We start from the raw sequence: 23094 nt of genomic DNA on the forward strand, positions 1-23094 counted from the left end.
TACTAATTAATATGAAGACAAACACTGGTGTACTATTGGGCCTGATGATGTTCCTGGAATATTTCATCTGGGGGGCATGGTATGTAACGATGGGAACCTACATGGGTGAAAATCTTCAGTCAAGCGGTGTCCAGATCGGGGCAGCATATAGTTCATTTGCCATTGCTACTATGATATCGCCTTTTTTTATGGGAATGGTTGCTGATCGTTTTTTTGCTGCTCAAAAGATAATGGGACTTCTTCACCTGGCCGGAGCAGTACTTTTATTTTATGCATCCACCATCACAAATAATTCTAACTTTTACTGGATCATACTTTTTTATGCGCTGATGTATACTCCTACAATCGCGCTTTCTAACAGTATCGCATTTGGACAAATGAATGATCCCGGTAAACAATTTCCATGGATAAGAGTATTTGGAACAGTAGGTTGGATCGTAGCGGGTATTTTTATCGGTAAATATGGATTAGACAAATCAAACACTACTTTCCTGATGGCGGCCGGTGCATCCGCCCTCTTAGGCCTTCTCAGTTTCATATTACCAAATACACCTCCAAAGGGGAAAGCAACAGAAGCTTCGGCAGCTAAGTCTTTGGGAACCGAAGCCTTTGTATTATTTACCAACAGGCCCTACCTTATTTTCTTTATTGCTGCAATTCTTGTTTGTATACCACTTTCATTTTACTATGGATTCGCCAATAAATTTTTGAATGAGATTGGAATGGAAAACGCTGGTGGTAAGATGATCCTGGGCCAGATCTCTGAAGGCATCTTTATTCTTGCGATCCCTTTCCTTTTTAACAGGATAGGTGTCAAAAATATGTTGCTACTGGGAATGACAGCCTGGATTCTTCGTTATCTTGCATTTGGATACGGCGATACAGGTGCTAATGAATGGATGCTTTATGCTGGAATTCTGCTTCATGGAATTTGTTATGACTTCTTTTTTGTAACCGGTTATATGTATACCGAAAAGAAAGCTTCCGCAAATATCAAAAATGCTGCCCAGGGGCTTTTTACTTTCGCAACCTATGGCCTTGGTATGTTTATCGGGACATATTTTTCCGGTTTTGTTGTAGATCATTACGCTGTGGGTGAGGGACATAACTGGTTGGGAATATGGATGGTGCCTGCATTTATTGCAGTAGGTGTGTTTTTATATTTCGTACTTCTTTTCAAGGAGAAAAGAGACATACGGCAGCTTGATCAAACACTATAAGTTTATTCTCAGACACATTTTTCACTGATTGCTAAAATCCGGTCCTGGTTTTTGAAAGCATCAGTAGCTGGTTTTGAAGACTTCAAATGTTAATTCGAAGTCATTAGCTTCTGAATTCGTAGAGATCAATGATTGTTTCTGAATAACCGGAGAGTCAATCTTTAGTTTCTGAATAAGTGGAGAAATTTTTGATCTCGAAAAGGCAATTCTAATTTCACAAACACTTGTTTTTAATCAAAGACATCAGTTTTTAAAACATATCAAAAGATGAGAAAACTATCAATGCTCGGTTCCGGTTTTATTGGCCGGTTTTATGCTGATTCGATCCAGGGTTACAGATCCAAGGATAAGATCGTAAGCATCTATTCGAGGAGACAGGAAAGTGCGAATAAATTCGCAGAAGATTATAAGGTCGGACATGTAACCATCAACATGGAAGAGTCTATTGCACATCCTGATGTGGATGTTGTTTGTATTTCATTGCCAAACCATCTGCATGAAGAAGCAGTTATGTTGTGTTGCAAACATAAGAAGGCAGTTATAACAACCAAACCTCTTGGTCGTAATGCCGAAGAAGCCAAGCGCATGTTACTGGCTGTTGAAGAGGCAGGCATTTTTAATGGTTATCTCGAGGATCTTGTTTATACACCAAAATTTATCAAGGCATTTGAAAGTGTAAAGAACGGTGCACTGGGTCGGATACTCTGGGCTAAATCGCGTGAAACGCATCCCGGCCCGCATAGCGACTGGTTCTGGAACATCGAGCTGGCCGGCGGTGGCTGTATACTGGATCTCGGTTGTCATTGTGTTGAAATTACCCGCAGTTATATTGGCAAAGACATCAGGCCGGTCGAAGTGATGTGCTGGGCTGATACACAGGTAAAACCTATAGATGCGGAAGATCATGCAATCGGCCTTGTGAAATATGAAAATGGAGCAATAGCCCAGTTCGAGGTTAGCTGGACCTTCAGAGGAGGTCTTGATCTCCGTGACGAAGTGATGGGTACGGAAGGTACTATCTGGATCAACAACTTTCTCAGGACAGGTTTTGAAATGTTTACAACCGGTAAAGGAGACAACTATGTTGCCGAAAAAGCTGAAAGCAACAGCGGCTGGTTATTCCCGGTAGGCGACGAATTAAATGAACTTGGCTATAACCACATGTTTATGGACATGTTTAATGCCATTGAAGAAGGTCGCGCACCAAAGGAAACTTTTTATGATGGATATGTTGTAAATGCTGTTCTCGATGCAGCCTATAAATCTGCAAAATCTAAAGCCTGGGAACCTGTAAAACTCGAAATCTGGAGAGGGCAGGAAAATGTTCAAAAACCCAGCAATCTCGTTGAATACGATAAGGATCATTACCTGGTAAAAGAAGAATTAACACACTATGGAGCAAAGAAACTGATCCTGAAACACAAAACGACAGGCACGATCTCTGAACAAGTTTTAAATTAAGGCAGGTTTATAAGTGGTGAGTGGTGAGTGTAGTGATTGAGTTAGGAAATTAATAGACATTTCATAATTCACCACTCAACAACTACACTCACCACTCACCACTAAATTGGATTATTTAAAATAAGACTGCAGTCCTACGATTCTTGCTTTAAGTTCGGCATTCACTTTTTCGTAGTCGGCTGCTGAGTTTAGTTTTGTATTTACGCTGAAATAGAATTTTATCTTTGGTTCAGTACCTGAAGGGCGGGCTGATATTTTGCTGCCATCTGCAAGGATAAATTGCAAAACATTAGAAGTCGGAAGATTTATTTTCCATTCCTCGCCGGTCTGCAGGTTTTTGCCTTTGCTTAATTCGTAGTCCAGCAATTTAACGACAGCTGATCCATTCATCTCCTTCGGCGGATTGCTGCGAAAGTTTTCCATCATTTCTGCAATTTCCTGCTGACCATTCATTCCCTTCTTGGTAATAGAAATCAGATGTTCTTTGTAGAACCCGTATTGAACATATAAGTCGATCAGTTTATCAAACAATATCTTTCCCTGGTTTTTTTCATAAGCTGCCATTTCAGAAAGCAGGGCAACCGCTGAAACAGCATCTTTGTCGCGTAACCTGTCGCCGATCATTAAACCATAACTTTCTTCTCCGCCGATAACATAATTTTCGACACCTTCTTTTTCACGAATCAGTTCGGCGATCCACTTGAAACCGGTCAGTACGTTGTAACATTTTATTCCATTCGCTTTCGCAAACTCATCAATCATATCAGTTGTAACGATGGTCTTAACAACCATATCGTTTGGTTGGGAAATTCCCTTGGCTTTGCGGGCCTCAATCATGTAGTTGAATGCAAGCACTGCTGTCTGGTTGCCATTCATGAGTATCCATTCGCCTTTTTTATTTTTTATGGCTATCCCTACCCTGTCTGCATCCGGATCTGTTCCCAGTAAAATGTCCGCATCAATTGCTTTTGCTTTGCTGAGGCCAATGCTCATTGCATCAGGTTCTTCGGGATTCGGTGAAACCACAGTTGGAAAATTTCCATCGGGTTCTGCCTGTTCCTCTACAATCGTCACGTTAGTAAATCCAAATTCCTTGAGTACCTGTGGAACCAGCTTTATGCCCGTACCATGAATGGAGGTATAAACGATTTTGAGATCATGTTGTTTTTTTATTACATCGGGATAAACAGAGAGCCCTTTTACCATACTTATATAAGCATCGTCCAATTCTTTTCCTATAATCTGGATATTAGCAGCACCACCATCCCACTTAACATCATTGATGGAAGTAATTTTATCAACCTCTTTTATAACATTTTTATCATGTGGTGGAACCAACTGGCCACCATCATTCCAATATGCTTTGTAACCGTTATATTCTTTGGGATTGTGCGAAGCAGTGCAAACCACCCCACCCTGGCAGCCGAGATGCCTGATCGCAAAGGAGAGTTCCGGTGTTGGTCTCAGCGATTCAAAAAGAAATACCTTGATACCATTTGCCGCCATTACATTGGCAACAATCTCGGCGAACATGCGGCCGTTGTTGCGCGAATCATGTGCGATTGCCACCCTGACAGTACCACCCGGATAGGTCTGATTCAGGTAATTTGCATAACCCTGAGTCGACATTCCCACGGTATATTTATTCATACGGTTAGTGCCTACACCCATAATCCCCCTGAGACCACCGGTACCAAATTCAAGGTTGCGGTAAAAGCCATCAACAAGTTCTGTGGGGTTTTCTTTTTCCAGTCTTGATACCTCGTCTTTAGTGGCCTGGTCGAAGCTTCCTTTCAGCCAGACATTTACTCTTTCTTTGATAACTGTATCCATGATTTATAGTTGATTATACTTTATAATGTAACGGGGAACCAATTTCGGGAAGATTGGTAAGACTAACAAATTCGATTCCAAACGCAGATAGTTGTATTTTGGGCAAAATATTTTTAATCGCCGGAGTGTTGAGACGCAGTTCATTTTGTAATATCCTGAAGGTAAAAGATTACGTAGATGCCGCTGTGATACCCCACAGTAAATTGACTGCGATTTTTATGTTTGCAGCAATGCTTGCTGCTTTACTATTCCCAAACCTTAACGTTTTTGGCCAGGCATCCGCCCCTTCGATTAAAGGTTTTCAGGCATCAGGAACCTGGCTAAACAGCGGCAGTTCATCTGTTCAATCTCTTCAAGTATCTCTCCGGAACAAACGAAGTCTAATACAGTTTGCAGAGATACACCCGGCTTACCCGATTCAACTTCCGGATAAAAAATCACGGTTATGGATAGTTGCGGGTAGCCATGCCGCTATCTGGACTGGTACTTTTATTGCGCTAAATCATGCCTGGTATCGCGACTATCCAAAATCTCCATTCCATCTTTTTAACGACAGGAAAGAATGGAAACAGATGGACAAAGCCGGGCATGTATGGACATCCTACCAGTTGAGTCGACATTCTGCTGCATCTTGGAAGTGGGCCGGGATGACAGAACGACAGAGTGCATGGTATGGCGGAGCAAGCGCTTTTGCATTTCAAAGTATTATTGAGATTCTCGACGGTTTTTCCGAGGAATGGGGATTTAGTATCGGAGATATGGAAGCGAACCTCATAGGTTCAGGTGGATATGTTCTTCAGCAACTATTATTTAAAGAGCAGATGGTCCAGGTAAAATACGGGTACAATCCCTACGATTATCCCGACGATTTGAAACCCCGGCGCGACCAACTGTTTGGTACATCATTGCCGGAACAGCTATTAAAAGATTATAACAGCCAGCGTTACTGGCTAAGTGCCAATCTAAAGTCGATATCCGGCAGCTCACAACTACCCCCATGGCTGAATTTTGCTTTTGGTTATAGTGCCGATGGTCTTTATGGTGCGAATTCAAACGTGTGGATAGATGAGCAGGGAAATTATTTCGACAGGAGTGATATTGCCAGGGTTCGGAGGTTCTATCTTTCTCCCGATATTGATCTCACAAAAATCAAAACGAAAAGCAAATTCCTCCGATCAGTTTTTTTCATTATGAATATGGTAAAAATTCCGGCACCGGCTATCGAGTACAATACAAGCGGAAAGCTGAAGTTTCATCCATTGTTATTTTAAGATCATTCCATCCAGGCTCCCATTACCCTTTCACCCTGAACTTCAACGAAGATATGCTCCTGGATGGTGGTAGATAAAGAGATACCTACATAATCAGGTTTGATCGAAAATGCTTTATGAGTTCTTTCCACGAGCACCAGGATCTGTATTTTTTTGGGATGAAATTCCAGGAAGGGTTTCAGGGCGTACAACAGTGTTTTGCCGCTGTTAGCAACATCATCAACAATGATGATCACTTTGTTGTTGAAGTCAATGTTTTCACTAAGCCTGATTTCAGTTGGATTCCTTTTGTTAAGGGATATATTGATGAGGTGAGTTTTGTAACCTGTGATTTCTCCAAGCAGCTTCTGGATTTCCCTTGCGATCACCACGCCATTATCATCAATACCGGCGAGTATAATTTCAGTTTCTTCTATATTATTTTCTGAAATCTCGTAAGCCATTCTTTTCAACTTCCTACCAGTAGTTGCTTCATCCAGAATATACTTCTTATCAGCCATTATCGATTTTTTGTAAAACTAATAAACATATTACTTCACCCTTGTATATTTTTCAATGTTGATCCTGTTTATACCCGCACTTTCCACTACCTCTACTCCGCGCTGGATTAGTGTATCGTTTAAAATCCGGACATTGAAAGTGAAATCGTGCCCCTCCCATTCCCTGGCTGTACAGTATTCCAGGTGTTCGGTGTAAACGGAATCCTTTAGTGTATACTTTCCTCCACCGGCTGAAAATGAGGCTGCGCTGTCTTTTCCTTTTTGTAAATCATGTTGCAGAAAAGCAAAATGAGTATCATTTATGATCTTTATAAATGAGGTATTTTTTGTGTAATCGGTGGTGACCGTATCGCCTTTTTCGATGAGTGTTCCACTAAACAGTTGCCAGGAGCCTTTGAGAGCAGCAGAGGAAGGCGCCTCCTCTATTGGTTTTGTTTGGTTTTCACAGGAGAGAATAAAGATGCCGGCAATCATTAAAAGAACGTATGATTTCATTTGAAATTTGAAATTATGTATTTGAAATTGAAATGGTTTGTAATTGTATTATTTCACAAGATTCATTTATTTTTTGAATTCCCGTAATTTTTGAAATCCTGCAATTTTTGACCGCTAAAGCCCACCAAAGAAATTATTATATTACACCTCAATAGGCCGCATATGAATTATCTACAACAAATATTGTTTGTACTAGTGTCAGCAATAGCTATCTGGCTGTTCTCGCGAAATGCAATGCAGATAAGGAAAAATATATTGCTTGGCAGGGATGAAGATTATTCTGGCAATAAACCGGAAAGATGGAAAAACATGTTTCTTATTGCTTTCGGGCAAAAAAAGATGTTTCGCAACCCGCTTGTAGCTATTATGCACCTGGTAGTTTATGCCGGCTTTATAATTATCAATATTGAAGTGCTTGAGATAGTGCTGGATGGTATTTTCGGAACTCACCGGATGTTTGCCCCGGTTTTGGGCGGACTTTACCCATTGCTCATAAATGCATTTGAGCTGCTGGCTTTTGGTGTACTTTTTTTTTGTATTATATTTTTGATAAGAAGAAATGCTTTGAAGTTGCGCCGGTTCATCAGTCATGACCTTGATGGCTGGCCAAGATCAGACGCAAACTATATATTGATAACCGAAATCGGATTGATGGCTCTGTTTCTGACCATGAATAGCACCGATACATTGTTACAGGAAAGAAGTTATGGGCACTATGCAGAATACCCGACAGGCAACTTTATTTTTTCACAGATGTTGCATCCTTTGTTTGTAAACCTCGATAGTTCAACACTCGCGGGGATCGAAAGAACTGCCTGGTGGTTGCATATTGTCGGGATCTTTGCATTTCTGAATTATCTTCCATATTCAAAACATCTTCATATTCTACTGGCTTTTCCAAATGCGTATTATACGCGCCTTTTACCCAAGGGTATAATAAAAAACATGCCTTCCATTCAGAATGAAGTTTTATATGCCATGCATCCAGAGCTTGCTCCGGCCGATGCAACACCTCCTGAAAAATTTGGTGCAAAAGATGCGACTGACCTGAGTTGGAGGAATCTTCTCGATGCTTATAGCTGCACTGAATGCGGCCGATGCAGTGCCGCCTGCCCCGCAACTACCACCGGCAAAAAGTTATCACCCCGTAAGATCATGATGGACACACGGGATCGTATAACCGAAGTTGGTGAAAATATCAGGGTCAATGGGGAATTCAAAGATGACGGCAAAACGCTTCTGCACGATTATATCACCGCTGAGGAATTAAGAGCCTGTACCACATGCTCTGCCTGCGTTGAAGAATGCCCTGTCAGTATCAGTCCTCTTGAAATAATAATTGAAATGCGACGCTCCCTGGTTATGGAAGAAAGTAATGCACCCCAGGAATGGAACGCAATGTTTGGTAATGTTGAAAACAACTTTGCCCCCTGGAAATTCAGTCCGGAGGATCGCGATAGATGGACAGAGGATTTAAAAAGCTGAGCCTGTTTCCGGGACAAAACTTAAAAAGCTGTGCTTGTGTCCAGGATAAAAATTTAAAAGCAAGCTCCCGTTTTTTGATACAATTTTTATACGTCCCTTTCGTCGGCACTTGGCCCGTACATGCCCGGAACCGGGATATCCTGCAAACGCAGATAAAGGGATAGCTGTCCCCGGTGATGTACAATATGATTCAAGACCAAATAACGCATCACTATTTTCTTTGGTGCCTTTATGATTATAGTTTCTCCCTGGGTTAATGCCCATGTTTTTTCCAGGCCGGAATCCGGGGACTGCTCAATGGAACTGAGACAGGTTGCAAGGCGCTCATCAAAAAATGCAAGCAGTTCAGCGGCACTAGTTAAGGGTTCCAGTCTTGGAAGCGGATTTGCCAGATCCAACCCTTCGGAATTCAGGATAAGCGATATCCAGGTTGGAATATTAGAAATATGCTGTGCAAGCTTAGCGGTGGTATAGGACTTTTCGTGCGGCTTCCAGGGAAGATGAGCATCCTGGAGTCGTTCCAACATCTTACGAGTATTTGCTGCTTCTCTTTTTATTTCGCCAATCAACATTTCCTTTTCAGTCATAATGTATGGGTTTAACTTTCTAATGAATTCTGTTGATTCCTTCGATGGTTTTTTCGGATTTTTCCGTAACAATCTTTTGCGACTGTTTTTTTCTTCCGATCATTTTAATAAACATGATCACTGCGGTTAAAGCAAATACAGATCCGATTATCCAGTTCAGCACATTTTGGTTGGTATTTAACCGATCAACTATAAGGCGGCCGCCAAATATAAATATCGCGTTCCCAATTAATGTTCCGATTCCGATACCAATGATATAAAAATTGTAATGACTGGTACGTGGTAACAAGACTTGTTTTGTGACTAATACAGTGCTCCATCCAAACCAGAAAGGAATTTGTACCGGGTTAATAGCACTCATTGAAATACCAAGCCAGAATCGATGCATCGTATTGGATAAAATTATGTTCTTGCCTGAACCCCTGGGATTTGATGCAGCCAGGAAGGTGGTAATGGCAAGTGCCACAATCATGGCAAGACTTATCCATTCTAACCAGGTAAACAATCTATCATGTTTTCTTACCCATTCCATGGCAACCAGCGAAACACGAACATATATTATTTCAACGATCATGGCACCCAGAACAAAATACATCGCTGGTACAACCCCGTCAGTAACTGAAATCTGCATGGCTGCTACATTCAGCGTACCTAATGGCAAAGTGCCGAGAAAACTGATGAATAAGCCGGTTACAGCAATTCGTCCTAGTACAATTCCCGCCGGCCGCTTTTTCGTTGTGTTCATAATACCCGCTTTTATTCAGGCATCTCAGCCAATTTAAGAGAATGCGCCTTGTCTTCCCTGAACATGGCAATACCATCTTTGAGACTGAGATATGGATGACCTTCTTTGTGATTCATCCGGCTTATCCGCCACAATATAAACCAGTGCCGGATAATCTCCTTCCAGGCAAAGAAAATACTATGTCGTGGATCGTACATATGCGTGGGTTCAGACCCGGCACCGTTCACTTCAATAACGCTAAGTGCTTCCCCCCTTCTCAATTCTTCCCAGGTGTTGAAACGAATATCGAGCCGGCCATAATAAAAATCTTTGACCTGCCTGCATATCCGGTCAATACTTTCAGTAAGTTGATCATCTGCCAGATGTGTTTCATCAAGAAATAATGAACCACGGGCATGATTGCCATAAGGAGAAACAACTTTTTCTTCACCAGGAGGAAGCACCTGTTCAAGCGCAGTTCCATGCATCCTTTTCATAGCATCAACATACATTATTCCACGCTTATCGTTTTCCAGCAATTCCCGGATAGTATGTTTTCCATCACCCATAACCGTTAGAAATTTCTTCCTTACGATTCCTGAAATTCTCCCCTTCGATTCACCCGGATAACGATAATAAAAAATGCCCACCTCATTTTTATATGACACATATTCCTGGATATGAAAGTTCATGATAGCGCTTTTAACATAAGCGTGCACGTCATCTTCATTCATTAATCTTTTCACACCCCTCCCTCTTCCACCACTGTCTGGTTTGCCTATGAGCGGAAACCTGAGGTCGCAGCTATTCAACTCGTTAAGCACGTGTTCGGCCTGCACCGGCAGCTTAAAAAACACGGTTTTGGGGTGAAGTGATTCAGGCATAATAGCATAAATATCTTCCTTTGATTCATTCAGGAAACCACCATTCTGGATGGCAGGATTAGAAGCCGCAAAGAAAAAAAATGATCTTGCCCTGATACACAGGTAAATCCAGATTGGATAAATCAGCAGATAAACAGTATTAAAACTCCAGTATTCCCAATTAAATAACCTGATAAAAAACGGGCGATGAAAAATGCTGCTGCGGTTCATCATTTCAAACTAACCGGGTTTTTCTGTATTGCAAATTCAGCAGTCGCTGACTGGTTGTTTTTAAGATCAAGGTAACGGACCACGGTCTTCGTCCTTTCAAGGTTTAGCGATGTAATGCTGACGGTATAAGTTTCGCCGTCCCTGTTCATACGCAGATCATTATAAGTATCACCGTCTCCAGTAAACTGGTGAAAACGTATTATATCATCCTGCGCAGGCGACGGATTTTTGTTTATCCATCCGGTAAACCAGCTTTCGCGTTTAGCGATCACTTCTGGAGTGTAAAGAGTAACCGACGACCAGATATGAGGCAATGAAGGATCTGGTCTTTTTGTATGCTTTCCGGAACCATCCCAACGGCATTCATATAGGGTGCCATGTTCCCAGATAATGGCTGTGAAAGGTTCAATTTCATCCAGATCGAGCTTTGCAAATGTCTGGTATGGCTCATGGGTGTCAGCCAGGTCCAGGACAATCAGACCGCGGCTTTTGCGATATGGCGGAGCCGGTATATGTTTAACCAGTCCACCGTTCAGTAAAACTACTGCATTGCCATTTTGATGAACCGCTATCCAGGTGCCACCGGCATCAGCGTCTTTAGGAAACATAATTTTTCCCGATGAAAATTCATAAACTGCCGGGTAAACAGCAGAAGCCCGAACATTCTTCTCGTCACGGTTCGAAGTAAGAAAGATGCGCTGTTTTGATGGAATAAATGTTACTGTGCACATTTGTTGCGGTGCTTGACGGTGGAAGAAGCTACACCAAAATCTGCCGGTAGCTTTATATTGGAAACTTCGTTAATGCCAACGCGAATCAGCGCCATATGGTGAATCGTATGTTCAAGATTATAGGCAATTTCACGGTAAAAGTTTGTACGAATCCGGATCGGCTCGTCGCTCAGGTCGTCATATATGGCTTCCAGGATAAGTTCTTTATCTTCTTTCTCCAGCTTTTTATAGACATCTGTCAGTAAACCTGTTGCAAACTCCTTATTGTTTTCAATAACTGCATCTCTTTTTCTCTGTTCATAGTTCACAACACCAGAGTCGTAACCATTCTCCAGGCATTGAAATAATTCTAATATGTGACGAACATGCTGTCCGATTGTATTTTTAAATAATGTACCGCAGGGCTTAGCATATTCTTGCTGAGACAATTGATTTAAGGTCTCTGCAAGCTGTACAAACACGTTATTTACAGCTTGTTGTAATTGCATTTTAAAATTTTATTGTGCAAAATAATGTTATTTTTTAATTAACTGTCTACCTGTAATCGAAATGTGAAAACTGTTTTTCAACATATGTGCCAATCGTTTCCATATTAACTTTTTTTGGTAACTATTTCGAGGCTAACCAGGAGGTTATCAGAAATAGTGCTACCCCCTCCCACTCCAAAATCACGCCGGTTAATATTAAATTCTCCTTTTAACAGATAACCTTTTGCTAATGCTTTAGCCGTAAATGGAAAGGAAATATCGCGGGTCACTTTTTTGATGGTAAGTTTTCCATTTATGATGAATTCACCGTTTCTCTTACCGTTAGTAATCCTGCTAGATACGAATTGTATACGTGGGTAGTTTTTGACATCGAAATACTCTTCTTTCCGGAGATGATTGTCACGCGTATTGTTATCTGTATCTACAGAATTTGCATCCACCGAAACATTAACCGAAGCATTGGCGGCCGAGGCCGGATCAAAAACAATCTTACCTGTAAGACCGCTGAATTTACCTGTTACTCCAAAACCGAAGTTTCGGATTTTGAACCCGACCTTCGACTCACCCGGCACGGGTGTCTGCGCCTGTGGATAAACGTTAAACAATGCTAACATCAAAACGAAGCTGAGTAATAGACGGAGCATGATCAAAGCTTTGAGCTGTAAGTTCCGGGATATCAACGAATATACCAAAGTGACGACTTCGATCTTCCCCCCATTTATACTAGATTTACAAAAAAACAAAAAGGATGCAGGTACCAGTAATGGCCGAATTATTTGCTGAGGGGAAAACTCCGGAAGTCCTTTTCTGGGTGGGATGTGCAGGTAGTTTTGATCAGCGTGCGCAAAAGATCACCCGGGCCTTTGTTACCATTCTGGAAAAAATAGGGATCAGCTATGCGGTGCTGGGAAAAGAAGAGCTTTGTACAGGGGATCCGGTCCGGCGAGCAGGCAACGAGTTTATGTTCCAGATGATGGCTTACCAGAACATACAGATACTTAACAATTATGGCATCAAAAAAATTGTTACGGCCTGCCCGCATTGTTTTAATATCATTAAAAATGAATATCCCATTCTTGGAGGATGCTATGAAGTTATTCATCATACCACATTTTTGCAGACTCTGCTTGACAGCGGAAAGATCCGTATCAAAGAAGGTGGTACTTTCAAGGGACGTAAAATAACCTACCACGACAGTTGTTATCTTGGGCGCGCAAATGATATTTATGAGGCGCCGCGAAAAGTATTAGAGGCCCTCGATGGAGAGCTGTTAGAAATGAAAAGATGCCGCAGTAAAGGACTATGTTGTGGTGCTGGTGGTGCTCAAATGTTTAAAGAAGAAGAAAAGGGTGATACAAGGGTAAATTTTGAACGCACAAAAGAAGCTATTGATATTGGCGCCTCCGTTATAGCTTCTGCTTGTCCATTTTGTAATACAATGCTTACTGATGGTGTAAAAAATAATGAAAAAGAAGAAAGTGTACAGGTTCTCGATATAGCAGAGCTTGTTGCTTCTTCGATGGCTTAAAATGCGAGATGCTTTTAACACAAAACCCAACACAAAACTGAGACTTATTGCTTAATTTCACACCATGATGAATCTTGAATACCTGCCGCTACTACCACAAGATTTTGCCCCTGATTCCCGGGTATGGATTTACCAAAGCAGCCGCTTGTTTTCACTTGGAGAAGCACTTCAACTGGAAGAAATTCTCGAAGCTTTTGCCAACAACTGGAAATCGCACGGTACGCCGGTAAAAGGTTATGCAAACCTGTTTTTCGGACAGTTTATCATCCTGATGGCTGATGAGTCTGCTACTGGTGTCAGCGGATGCAGCACCGATAGTTCTGTAAGACTAATGAAAGACATTGAACAGACTTTCAAAGTCTCTTTGTTTGACAGACAATCCCTGGCATTTGTAGTAAAAGAATCTGTTCAGCTTCTTCCTATGTCGCAATTGAATTATGCGGTAGAAAAGTCTTTTATTACCGGTGATACTTTATACTTCAATAATCTTGTGCAGACTAAGGCGGAATTGATCAATAGCTGGATTATTCCTGTACGATCCAGTTGGCTTGCGAAAAAACTCAAACTTTCCGTTAGTAATTAGGCGGGGTTTCTTCAAGGGTAACAGCACTATTACGCAACAGTTATGTTTCATTCCTTCGCTCCGTTAGGAGCAGGATGGTGCCTTTTCGCGTCTGTGTCCCGTCCCGCATTTGGCGGGATTCTTTATGCCGTTGGCTGCTATTGTCTCCGGTCGGCTTTTTGTGCCCTGATCAGCTTTGTTAGGTATGCTTCCAGTGGTAGTTGCAGTTGGTCCCGCACGTGCTGGATGCAGTAACTCTCCCGTACGTACGGGAGTACGAAGGCCGCTCAAAGGCACCATCCCGCTCCCAACTCTCTCATCCATTTGGGGGATAGGCGACCAGTCATAACATTTCTTATTATTCCTCTATTGCTGGTTTCATCTATGGACACACTGCTTGTATCATCAAAGCATTCACAGTATCCATTAATTTGATTATGGTATAACCAGGGGTTTAAGTTGCGATCTGCATTTGTCTGAAGAACTCAGATTCAACCAAAAATGCAAAACTGCACCTGCAAGGGTTGCCACCTTATAACTCCTTAACGAGACGATGCAATGATCAGCCGTTCTTATTTTCTGCATGTATCATTGGTAATGAACAGGGATCAGATTGTTTCCAAATCGTAGCCGGTTTGGTTCCAACAAAGCGATAGAATAGAGAAAATAGAAATGTCGACAGTTGAAGGTCGACAGCTGCATGTCTTGATCTGAATTGTTTAAGTATAATTCGACAATAGTAACACAGTGAAGCTTAATTCAGATCAGCATTGCAGTTATTACAATTGCGCCATTGCAATTGTAATAACTGCAATGCTGATAATGAAATGCGGAAACTTCAATGCTGATAATTACAATAAGTGAATGTTGAATTTAGTTGTGCTGGTCGCATATTCCCTTAAGTGATCGAGGTTAGAACGTGCAGGATGGGCCTGAGGTTGGTTTGATTGCCACCTTCGATTCCTGCCCGGAGTTACTGAATCCGATCAGGGCCCAACAGCAGCCAGCGCTGGAAGCTGGGTTAACAAAGCCGATCAGGGAACTAAAGCCGATCGGAGACAAGAGCAGAGAACGGCATGAACAAACGTATTAACCAGGAATCACAGTGGCAAATCAAACCAACCGAAAGGCCCATCCGGCGAAGTGAAGAACCGAGTGAACGCCATGAACGTCGAAAATCAACAGATCACAGATAATAAAATCATCAAAAACAAAAGGAGATTGAGCTTAGAAAGATAGCATGAAAACAGTCCCCTCACCTTCCACAGACTGCACATTAATATTCCCATGATGCAACATCATAATCTGTTTGCATAAACTCAAACCTATACCAGATCCGGTTTTCTTAGTACTAAAGAAAGGGATGAAAATCTTATCCATTACCTCTTCACTCATTCCAAGTCCGTTATCTGAAACCTTGATCACAGTTTTACGTGTAGAAGCGATATAACCTGACAGTACGATCCTCCCGTTTGCCGTTTCCTTAACCGCTTCAATGGCATTCACAACAAGATTGATCAGCACTTGTTCGATGAGGTTTGTATCAGCTTCCAGCATAAGATCCGGGTCCTTTAGAATGATTTCCATTTCTATGTCTTTTTGTTCGAGGGTGGGCTCCATCAGGTGATGAAGATTCTCGAAAAGATCCCGGACATAAATTTTCTTAAGGTTAGGCTGGGTAATCTTATTCAGGTTCCGGTATGTTTCGGCAAATTTCAAAAGACCCTCACTCCTTCTCTGGATTGTTGTAATTCCTAATTCCAGATCATCAAGCGCTCCGCTCTCGTTATTCAGAGATTTCACAGATTGCTGCAGCCTTCGTTTCAGCGTTTCCGCCAGTGAAGATATAGGTGCAATTGAATTCATGATTTCATGTGTCATGACGCTTAACAGTTTCTGCCAGGCTTTTGATTCCGTTTCATCCAGTGCCTCATTCACATTCTGGAAGGCAATCAGTTTAAAAATTCTTCCGTCCGTTTGAAAAGCGGTGCAGGACAGCAGGATCTTAAAGGCCGCCCGGTCGAGATGTGCTGTACCTATTTTTGATTCGCCTGGCTTAAGTGCAAGGATTTGTTTGTACAAATCTTCATCTCTTTTGGTTAGCGAGTGAATAGTTTTAAGATAAGGAAGATGAATCATTTTCTTCAGAGATTCATTCATCCACACAACTTCCCCATTGTCTTCAGCGTACATCAGGATGCCTGTATCAATCAGTTCAAGAATCTTCTGAAGATATTGGTATTGTGTTTCTCTTTCCTTACTGATATCCTTAAACGTAGAATTAATTTCGTTGAACCCCTGCCGTAAGGGTTGCAGATCAACCGGTGCATGTTTCACATCGAAGTACCTGGAGAAGTCACGGTAGTGAACGGATTCCACAAATTGATCGAGTTCTGTATGTGCCTTTCGTTGAAACCGGTAGAACTCCACAACCTGGTAAGCAATAACAGGCAGCAGTATGGTAAGGTAAATAAACAATCCCTTTCCCATCATACCTTTTACAATAACATATGAAGCAATGGTAAGTGTAAACAGTAAAAGGAGCACCCTGACGAGTATGCGCCATTCGAAGTTCTTTAAAGCCATGTATAAAATTCAGTTTTGGGTTGAAGTTCTTTAAGAATAATATTTTGGCTAAGCAAATGATCAGATATCATATTTGCTCAAACGGCGGTATAAAGCAGTCCGGGTCAGACCCAGCTCCTTTGCGGCCTTACTGATGTTACCATTGTGTTTTTCGATCACTTTCATGATCGTATTTTTCTCTATGGAACTTAATTTGAATTCAGTGGGTTCCGACTCAATAACACGCGGTGATTCAATGGGTGAGAAAATGAGGTCCTTTGATTGTAATACATCTCCATCCGACATAATTACCGCACGCTCAATCGTGTACTGCAGTTCCCTGATATTGCCGGGATAATGGTAATGCATCAGCTTGTCAAGTGCTCTTTCATCAAACTGTAGCCCGGGTTTAAGATATTTGTTAGAATATAATTTGCTGAAATGTTTTGCCAGCAAAATGATATCCTCCCCTCTTTTATGCAATGGTGGTAACATGATCTCAACCGTATTGATCCGGTAAATCAGGTCTTTTCTAAACTTGTTTTCGTTGGCAAGTTCACTGAGCGGTACGTTTGTAGCACAGATCAGCCTGATGTCGATTGGTATTGCATCGTTGGTACCCAGCCTGGTAACCTGCCGGTTCTGAAGCACACTTAATAACTTGGCCTGCTGATGCAGGGAGATATTCCCGATTTCATCAAGGAAAAGTGTACCACCGGCAGCTGTCTCAAAACGACCCATGCGGTCCTCACGGGCATCTGTAAACGCACCTTTCTTGTGACCGAAAAGTTCGGATTCAAACAACGATTCAGTCAAAGCACCCACATCCACCTTTACAAAAGGTTTGGCAGCGCGAAGAGATTGCTGATGTATCGCTTTTGCGATCATGTCTTTACCTGTGCCATTTTCTCCAAGAATTAGGATGTTTGCATCAGTTGGAGCGATCTTTTCAATTTTATAAAAGATTTCAGCCATTACTTCAGACTCTCCCATCAGTTCCTTTCCTATAATGGAATCGGAACTGAATGAAGGCTGGGAACTTAATTTGCCGCCTTTTCTTTTCAAAGCATCTTTTATAATGCCAATAAGTTTTTCGTTATGCCACGGTTTCACAACGAAATCCGCGGCACCTTCCTTCAGGCACCTTACAGCCAGGTCGATATCGCCATAGGCAGTTATCATGATCACCGCAGCTTCTGAACGATATTCACCATGAATTTTTTTGAGCCAGAACAGGCCTTCATTGCCGGTATTTATCGAACTATTAAAGTTCATATCGAGCAAAATGAGATCAAATTTCTGCTTCGATAGCAGCCATCTCAGATTTTCCGGGTTCTTTTCGGTCACTACTTCCTTTACCTCAGTTTTTAAAAGCAGGCGGACAGCAGTCAGAACATCTGGGTCGTCATCGATCACCAGGACGCTTGTATTTTTTAATGACATAGTGTTGAAAAATATTTATTGCAATAGATGCAACATTCAGATCTACAATTATACCATAAATACAACGCCATGGCAATTAATTTTTTACGCAATTATTCTGTCACACAGTCACTGTATCAAAACCGTACACCGGATGTACCGCTAACGAACAGATTCGTAGAGATACCCACCCTAAGCCCTTGTATTTCAATAGACTCTGTTTCTGGCATATTGTTTCTTATGATAGTACAGTTGATTTAATCTTATGTGATTGTTTTAGTGGCCGGCCTGATCGGAAAAGCCGGTCACTTTTTAAAAAAATTAATTTAAAGTTTAATAAAGTGGATAGAGTAATTGCAAAAAAGACCTGGACTACCAAACGTATATTAACGATCGGCGGAATCGTGGCCCTGATCGCCCTGATTGCTTCAAGTGTTTATTTCACCTCCGGAAAAAGCCGTCTTAACGTAGATACAGAAAGAATCACCATCAGTGAGGTTAAAAAAGGCCCCTTCCAGGTTACTATACCCGTAAATGGAATTGTGCTCCCGATCACAACAATATATCTCGATGCTATTGAAGGTGGACGGGTTGAGGAAAGATATGTTGACGATGGTGCCGTAATGAAAAAAGGCGAACCGATCATGAAACTGTCTAATACTGACCTTGAACTTACTTTATCGAACCAGGAAACAAGTGTGTTCAATGTATTGACGCAGATGCAGATTCAAAAAAACGCCGCGGAGCAGAATACCATTACCAAGCTTAACCAGATGGCCGATGTAGACAATGCATTAAAAGAAGCTGAACGCGTTTATAAGCTGAATAAGCACCTTTACGACCAGAAAGCAATCGGATCGCAGGAGTATAGTTCCTCAAAGAATCTCTACGAATACCAGGTTTTAAGAAAAGATCTAACTGTTCAGATCCTGAATAAGGATTCACTTTCCAATAAGCAACAACTTAATCAGACTGCGCAGTCTTACGATCGTATGAAAAATGCGCTGGCGCTTATGCAGCAGAAAGTTGGTGACCTGGTAGTGCGTGCTCCGGTTGATGGCCAGCTGACCTCATTGGATGCCGAAATCGGACAATCAAAAAACAAGGGTGAGCGTCTGGGACAAATTGATGTACTCAGCGGATTTAAGGTGAGGGCGGATATAGACGAACATTATCTCTCCAATATAGTAACCGGACTTCGCGGTAAGTTCACATTCGCAGGTAAAAACTATGAGCTTGAAATTAAAAAGGTTTACACGCAGGTGACCAATGGCCGGTTCCAGGTTGATATGGAGTTCCTGGGGGAAATACCAAAAGGGGTAAGACGCGGGCAAACGCTTCAAATTCTTCTCGCATTGAGTGATGAAACCGAAGCGATCATGTTACCCAAAGGCGGCTTCTACCAGCAAACAGGTGGTAACTGGATTTATAAGGTAAGTGAAGATGGCAAATCTGCTTATAGGGTTGACATACAGCTGAACCGCCAGAGCACAGAATACTATGAGGTAATGGAAGGATTGAAACCAGGCGATAAAGTAGTTACATCCAGCTATGAAAACTATGGTACTATGCAGGAACTGATTCTTAAAAAAGAATAATTCCACAATCACTTTATAATACGCGTTTTATGCTAAAAAAAATCATTTTCACCCTCGCACTCGTTACCTGTGTCAGCGTGTTGCCTTCTTACACCAATACTTGTGCTAAGCCGGATGCTGCTTTTCTTAAAACGGGGATGTTGAAATCCTGCGATCCTGAAACGGTGTCAAAGCCAGTCAGGAAGATGAGCCATGGGTTGGAGGTTTTTCCTTTGGAATTGATAAGTATCCAGCTATAATTTGGAACTGTTTAATTTCAACCTGTTTAATTTCAAAAAGTGTAACACCTAAGGGCATATAAACGTATAATCAGATTATTCATAGAAAGTAAAATCACCTAAATCAACTAAAATGATCAAGATCACAGCACTAGAAAAATATTACCGTACCGAGGAAGTAGAAACTGTTGCCCTCAATAAACTCACTTTTGAAGTGAAAGAAGGCGAATTCGTGGCCGTCATGGGCCCTTCAGGTTGCGGTAAGTCAACCCTTCTTAATATCGTTGGATTGCTTGATGATCCTGATGGTGGTAGCTTTCTTTTCAACGGCATTGAAGTAGCCAAGTTTAATGAAAGAAAAAGAGCCGACCTGCGCAAGAGGAATATTGGCTTTGTGTTCCAGAGCTTCAACCTGATTGATGAACTCACTGTATACGAAAATGTTGAACTTCCGTTGATTTATCTCGGCGTAAAAAGTGCAGAGCGCAAACAACGTGTAGAAGAGGTGCTCGATAAAATGCAGATCATGCACCGTCGTAATCACTACCCACAACAGCTTTCAGGTGGTCAGCAACAACGTGTGGCTGTTGCCCGTGCTGTGGTAAATAAACCAAAACTTATCCTGGCGGATGAGCCGACCGGTAACCTTGATTCCTCTAACGGTAATGAAGTAATGACTTTACTCACAGATCTTAACGAACAGGGCACAACCATTATCATGGTGACACACAGCGAGCACGACTCCCGTTATAGCCACCGTATCATCCGTATGTTAGATGGTCAGGCCGTAACAGAAAATATCATGGTCTGATCTGAAGAATTTCTTTTTCACCGGGCTTACTAAGTAAAGGACTTCCACAAGGTTTGCCCTAATATCATTCCCATGCTTTATAATTATCTGAAGATTGCTTACAGAAGTCTGCTTAAGTACAAATTCATTTCATTTATAAATATATCGGGACTGGCAATTGGATTTACCTGTTGCCTGCTGATTGTAGGTTATATCCTTAACGAAGTAAGTTATGATCGTTCTAATCCAAGGGCGAAGGACATCTATCGTGTGTCAAGAAAATTTCATTCTGATAAAGGAGTAATATCGCTTCAACTGGCCAGCGTTGCTCCCCCTTTCGGCCCTTTGCTTGTGAATGATTACCCCGACATCCAAAAAATGACCCGGGTACTCGGTATTGGCACTCCCGCGATGAAGTACGGGGATAAAAATTTCAATGAGCGGCAGGTATATGCAGCCGACGAAAATTTTTTCGACTTCTTCAATGTCAAGGTTATAAAAGGTGATTCTAAGACAGCATTGAATGAGCCCGGCACCCTAATGTTATCCGAGGAGGTGGCTGAAAAGTATTTTGGAAACCAGGATCCGGTGAACCAGGTAATCAGGCTATACAACCAATACAATCTGAAGGTTACCGGTGTCTACAAGGCTTTCCCGGTGAACAGCCATTTTCATCCGCGGGTTTTGGTTTCATTTAATACCCTGAAGAACCCGGATATTTATGGTGAAGAACAGTTGAGAACCAACTGGGGTAATAATTCTTTCATGACTTATGTCATGCTGCCGGAAAACTACCCGGCAGAAAGCCTTGAAAAAAAATTCCCCGCCTTTCTTGACAAATATATGGCCGGTCAATATGGTGGTGGCAAGCCTTCGCTCTTTACAACTATCAATCTTCAAAAGCTAACGGACATTCATCTGCTCTCACATATGGATGATGAAGCCGAACCAAACGGTGACATCAAAAGAGTTTATATTTTTTCCGCGATTGCCTTATTTATTTTACTTATAGCCTGCATTAATTATATGAACCTGGCAACTGCAAGGTCAGTATTGCGTGCGAGAGAAATCGGGATCAGAAAAGTAACAGGTGCCACTAAAGCAGAGTTGATAACACAGTTTCTCACCGAATCGGTCTTAATTACCCTGATCGCTTTGACAATTGCTTTTGGCTTAACAACGATCTGTTTTCCACTGATGAATAAATTATCTGGGTTGGAATTGACTTTTAGTTCCCTGCTGAGTTGGAATATTCTTATTCCAATACTAACTATACCGGTATTGGTCGGTTTATTATCAGGCTTATATCCTGCTTTTTTTATGTCTTCGTTTCAACCAATAAAAACATTGAAGGGGTTTCTAAAGGTTGGGTCGGGCAACGTTTCTTTCCGCCAGGTGCTGGTCGTATTGCAATTTTCCATTTCTATTATTCTTATAATAAGTACCGCAATTGTATTCCAGCAATTGCATTTCATGCAACAAACAAATCTTGGATATGAAAGACAGCATATCGTAACAATCGATTATAACAATGCTATCACCGAAAATTATGAAAGTTTCAGGCAACAATTGTTACAGCACCCTGGAATTGAGGCGGCCGGCCGGTCTTCACGCGTTCCAACTGGCCGTTTACTTGATTCACAGGGATCCGGTATGATAAAGGGAGATTCGGGCGCTCCATCAAATACAGATTTAAAATACGTGATGGCCGATGATCAGTTTATTCCGGCATATAAAATAAAGATGGTCGCGGGCAGAAATTTCTCGAAAGATTTTGGTACTGATACCAGTGCCTATATATTAAATGAAACTGCGGCTAAAAATTTAGGTTATCAAAACCCGGCTGACCTGGTTGGCAAAACCATGAGTTATGGCGGAGACGCGGGGCCCGTTATAGGAATAATGGGAGACTTCCACTTTGAATCCATGCATCAGAAGATTGTTCCACTTGTACTGTTTACTGACCGGTCTACCGGCAATGCATATGGTGATATCTCGATCCGGATCAGTGGAAAAAATATTCCAGCTGCCATCACACATCTGGAAAATACACATAAAAAATTTCTTCCTGAAGTACCCTTTCAGTATAGTTTCCTTGATGAAAGATTTCAGCGTTTGTATGAATCTGAGCTGAAACAGGGAAGCATATTCGCAGTGTTTTCAGGCATCGCCATATTTATTGCCTGTCTTGGTTTATTTGGTTTGTCTGCATTTGCCATCACACAGCGAATGAAGGAAATAGGTGTACGCAAAGTGCTTGGAGCAAGTGTAAACAGCATTGTGCAATTGTTGTCTAAAGATTTCCTGAAACTCGTGGCTGTTGCAGCTGTTATTGCATTCCCGGTAGCCTGGTTTGCTATGTATTCGTGGTTGCAGGATTTTGCTTATCGTGTTACCATAGCATGGTGGATTTTCCTGCTTGCCGGTATTGTAGCTGCCGTGATTGCAATAGTTACCATTTCAACGCAAGCAATAAAAGCAGCTTTATCTAATCCGGTAAAGAGCCTCAGAAGCGAATAATA

At 41.8% G+C, this 23094-nt stretch carries 22 protein-coding genes; 10 read left to right on the forward strand and 12 right to left on the reverse strand.

Annotated features, from left to right (window positions below; genetic code table 11):
• Positions 1-11: 11 nt before the first annotated feature.
• Both VK664_RS09655 and VK664_RS09660 read left to right on the forward strand, forming a co-directional pair.
• Entirely contained in the window at positions 12-1220 is a 1209-nt protein-coding gene (locus VK664_RS09655; RefSeq protein WP_461398440.1) for a nucleoside permease, read from the forward strand.
• 267 nt (positions 1221-1487) lie between these two features.
• Positions 1488-2681, forward strand: coding sequence for a Gfo/Idh/MocA family protein (locus VK664_RS09660; RefSeq protein ID WP_461398441.1), 1194 nt, complete (start codon positions 1488-1490; stop codon positions 2679-2681).
• A gap of 111 nt (positions 2682-2792) precedes the next feature.
• Here the strand turns inward: VK664_RS09660 and VK664_RS09665 are convergent, their stop codons facing one another.
• Positions 2793-4514: a phospho-sugar mutase gene (locus VK664_RS09665; RefSeq protein WP_461398442.1), complete on the reverse strand. Its 1722-nt coding sequence runs from the start codon at positions 4512-4514 to the stop codon at positions 2793-2795.
• 128 nt (positions 4515-4642) lie between these two features.
• On the opposite strand from VK664_RS09665, the gene VK664_RS09670 reads away from it, so the two are divergent.
• Positions 4643-5785 carry a DUF2279 domain-containing protein gene (locus VK664_RS09670; RefSeq protein ID WP_461398443.1) on the forward strand — a complete coding sequence of 381 codons (1143 nt, stop codon included), beginning with the start codon at positions 4643-4645 and terminating at the stop codon, positions 5783-5785.
• A 2-nt stretch (positions 5786-5787) separates the two neighbouring features.
• Here VK664_RS09670 and VK664_RS09675 read toward each other — a convergent pair whose 3' ends face one another.
• Both VK664_RS09675 and VK664_RS09680 read right to left on the reverse strand, forming a co-directional pair.
• The gene (locus tag VK664_RS09675) at positions 5788-6285 is read right to left on the reverse strand and encodes a phosphoribosyltransferase family protein (RefSeq protein ID WP_461398444.1); all 498 of its coding nucleotides are present in this window, start codon (positions 6283-6285) and stop codon (positions 5788-5790) included.
• Between the two features lie 30 nt (positions 6286-6315).
• A complete protein-coding gene (locus VK664_RS09680; RefSeq protein ID WP_461398445.1) occupies positions 6316-6780 on the reverse strand; it encodes a hypothetical protein in 465 nt (154 codons plus the stop codon).
• A gap of 162 nt (positions 6781-6942) precedes the next feature.
• Between VK664_RS09680 and VK664_RS09685 the strand changes: the two genes are divergently transcribed.
• Positions 6943-8265 (forward strand): 4Fe-4S dicluster domain-containing protein, encoded by a 1323-nt coding sequence (locus tag VK664_RS09685; protein WP_461398446.1) that lies wholly within the window; start codon positions 6943-6945, stop codon positions 8263-8265.
• An 86-nt stretch (positions 8266-8351) separates the two neighbouring features.
• On the opposite strand, the gene VK664_RS09690 is transcribed toward VK664_RS09685, so the two are convergent.
• From VK664_RS09690 to VK664_RS09715, 6 genes are all read right to left on the reverse strand, one after another.
• A complete protein-coding gene (locus tag VK664_RS09690; protein ID WP_461398447.1) occupies positions 8352-8852 on the reverse strand; it encodes a DinB family protein in 501 nt (166 codons plus the stop codon).
• A 19-nt stretch (positions 8853-8871) separates the two neighbouring features.
• The gene (locus VK664_RS09695) at positions 8872-9597 is read right to left on the reverse strand and encodes a LysE family translocator (protein ID WP_461398448.1); all 726 of its coding nucleotides are present in this window, start codon (positions 9595-9597) and stop codon (positions 8872-8874) included.
• A gap of 11 nt (positions 9598-9608) precedes the next feature.
• Complete coding sequence (locus VK664_RS09700) at positions 9609-10673, reverse strand: ATP-grasp domain-containing protein (RefSeq protein ID WP_461398449.1); 1065 nt, start codon at positions 10671-10673, stop codon at positions 9609-9611.
• Entirely contained in the window at positions 10670-11401 is a 732-nt protein-coding gene (locus VK664_RS09705) for an NRDE family protein (RefSeq protein ID WP_461398450.1), read from the reverse strand. Before VK664_RS09705 ends, VK664_RS09700 begins: the two co-directional genes overlap by 4 nt.
• Positions 11389-11889 (reverse strand): DinB family protein, encoded by a 501-nt coding sequence (locus tag VK664_RS09710; protein ID WP_461398451.1) that lies wholly within the window; start codon positions 11887-11889, stop codon positions 11389-11391. The genes VK664_RS09705 and VK664_RS09710 overlap by 13 nt, the downstream gene beginning before the upstream one ends.
• 104 nt (positions 11890-11993) lie before the next feature.
• Complete coding sequence (locus VK664_RS09715) at positions 11994-12533, reverse strand: YceI family protein (protein WP_461398452.1); 540 nt, start codon at positions 12531-12533, stop codon at positions 11994-11996.
• Between the two features lie 104 nt (positions 12534-12637).
• Between VK664_RS09715 and VK664_RS09720 the strand changes: the two genes are divergently transcribed.
• Positions 12638-13417, forward strand: coding sequence for a (Fe-S)-binding protein (locus VK664_RS09720; protein ID WP_461398453.1), 780 nt, complete (start codon positions 12638-12640; stop codon positions 13415-13417).
• Between the two features lie 64 nt (positions 13418-13481).
• The gene (locus tag VK664_RS09725; protein ID WP_461398454.1) at positions 13482-14000 is read left to right on the forward strand and encodes a hypothetical protein; all 519 of its coding nucleotides are present in this window, start codon (positions 13482-13484) and stop codon (positions 13998-14000) included.
• Between the two features lie 63 nt (positions 14001-14063).
• On the opposite strand, the gene VK664_RS09730 is transcribed toward VK664_RS09725, so the two are convergent.
• The 3 genes from VK664_RS09730 to VK664_RS09740 all read right to left on the reverse strand — a co-directional run bounded on the left by VK664_RS09730 (position 14064) and on the right by VK664_RS09740 (position 17987).
• Positions 14064-14303 carry a hypothetical protein gene (locus tag VK664_RS09730; protein WP_461398455.1) on the reverse strand — a complete coding sequence of 80 codons (240 nt, stop codon included), beginning with the start codon at positions 14301-14303 and terminating at the stop codon, positions 14064-14066.
• Positions 14304-15206: 903 nt separating this feature from the next.
• Positions 15207-16565: a sensor histidine kinase gene (locus tag VK664_RS09735; protein WP_461398456.1), complete on the reverse strand. Its 1359-nt coding sequence runs from the start codon at positions 16563-16565 to the stop codon at positions 15207-15209.
• Positions 16566-16625: 60 nt separating this feature from the next.
• The gene (locus VK664_RS09740) at positions 16626-17987 is read right to left on the reverse strand and encodes a sigma-54-dependent transcriptional regulator (protein WP_461398457.1); all 1362 of its coding nucleotides are present in this window, start codon (positions 17985-17987) and stop codon (positions 16626-16628) included.
• A 320-nt stretch (positions 17988-18307) separates the two neighbouring features.
• Between VK664_RS09740 and VK664_RS09745 the strand changes: the two genes are divergently transcribed.
• The 4 genes from VK664_RS09745 (at position 18308) to VK664_RS09760 (ending at position 23092) form a co-directional block, all read left to right on the forward strand.
• Positions 18308-19564 (forward strand): efflux RND transporter periplasmic adaptor subunit, encoded by a 1257-nt coding sequence (locus VK664_RS09745; RefSeq protein ID WP_461398458.1) that lies wholly within the window; start codon positions 18308-18310, stop codon positions 19562-19564.
• Between the two features lie 29 nt (positions 19565-19593).
• Entirely contained in the window at positions 19594-19803 is a 210-nt protein-coding gene (locus tag VK664_RS09750; RefSeq protein ID WP_461398459.1) for a hypothetical protein, read from the forward strand.
• Positions 19804-19915: 112 nt separating this feature from the next.
• The gene (locus VK664_RS09755; RefSeq protein WP_461398460.1) at positions 19916-20593 is read left to right on the forward strand and encodes an ABC transporter ATP-binding protein; all 678 of its coding nucleotides are present in this window, start codon (positions 19916-19918) and stop codon (positions 20591-20593) included.
• Between the two features lie 72 nt (positions 20594-20665).
• Positions 20666-23092 carry an ABC transporter permease gene (locus VK664_RS09760; RefSeq protein WP_461398461.1) on the forward strand — a complete coding sequence of 809 codons (2427 nt, stop codon included), beginning with the start codon at positions 20666-20668 and terminating at the stop codon, positions 23090-23092.
• The last annotated feature ends 2 nt before the right edge of the window (positions 23093-23094 follow it).

The organism is Flavitalea sp., from assembly GCF_035489435.1.
Taxonomy (GTDB): domain Bacteria; phylum Bacteroidota; class Bacteroidia; order Chitinophagales; family Chitinophagaceae; genus DATHKG01.